The sequence below is a fragment of the Streptomyces sp. NPDC056361 genome, assembly GCF_042262805.1.
Taxonomy (GTDB): domain Bacteria; phylum Actinomycetota; class Actinomycetes; order Streptomycetales; family Streptomycetaceae; genus Streptomyces.
The window spans coordinates 1-1,026 of record NZ_JBHJQI010000329.1 but is presented as its reverse complement, the minus strand read 5'-3'; the positions used below and the strand labels follow the sequence as shown (position 1 = coordinate 1,026).

Below are 1,026 nucleotides of genomic sequence, written 5' to 3'. Positions count from 1 at the left end.
CCATGACGCTCCTGTCGACGTCAGCTCAGGCGGCCCCACCGCCTCGCCGACGAGCCCGTTTCCGCCTCCGGAAGGAGGCCTGGGTGGGCTGGGGCTTCGCCGGCCCGTTCGTCGCGGTCTTCGGACTCGTCTTCCTCGCGCCGATCGCCTACGCGCTGTATCTGAGCCTGTTCCAGGACCGCCTCATCGGCGGCACCTCGTTCGTCGGTCTCGACAACTACGCCGACGCGTTGGTCGACGCCCGTTTCTGGCAGGGCCTGGCGCGGGTGGGGCTGTTCCTGCTGGTGCAGGTGCCGGTGATGCTCGGGATCGCGCTGCTGGTCGCGCTGGCCATCGACAGCGGCCGGCTGTACGGCAAGACCTTCTTCCGGGTCTCGATCTTCCTGCCCTACGCGGTGCCCGCCGTCGTCGCCAGCCTGATCTGGGGCTTCATGTACGGCACCCAGTTCGGCCTGGTGGGCAACGTGAACGACGCCCTGGGCGTCGCCCTGCCCGACCCGCTCTCGCCCTCGCTGGTGCTGGCGTCCATCGGCAACATCGTGACCTGGGAGTTCGTCGGCTACAACATGCTGATCTTCTACTCCGCGCTCAAGGTCGTGCCCCGCTCGCTGTACGAGGCGGCGGCCATCGACGGCGCCGGGGAATGGCGGGTGATCGCCTCGGTCAAGCTGCCCGCGATCCGCAGCGCCCTGGTCATCGCCACGATCTTCTCGATCATCGGCAGCTTCCAGCTGTTCAACGAGCCCAGCATCCTGCAAAAGCTCGCCCCGAACGCGATCACCAGCGACTTCACCCCCAACGTCTACACCTACTCGCTGTCCTTCTCCGGCCAGCAGCACAACTACGCGGCGACCGTCGCGATCGTGATGGGCGTGATCACCGCGATCATCGCCTACACCGTCCAGCTGCGCGGCATGCGGAAGGGCTGACCCGATGACCACCTCCCTCCCCACCACCGCGACCAACGAGTCCACCCCCCTCGAAACCTCCGCCACCCCTTCCGACCGCCCCACACCCCGCCCCACC

Annotated in this window: 1 protein-coding gene; it reads left to right on the top strand. The window is 67.8% G+C overall.

Translation table 11 applies throughout. The annotated features are described in order from the left end of the window. Positions 1-2 precede the first annotated feature (2 nt). Entirely contained in the window at positions 3-929 is a 927-nt protein-coding gene (locus tag ACFCY7_RS40540) for a carbohydrate ABC transporter permease (protein WP_376491094.1), read from the top strand. Positions 930-1,026 lie beyond the last annotated feature (97 nt).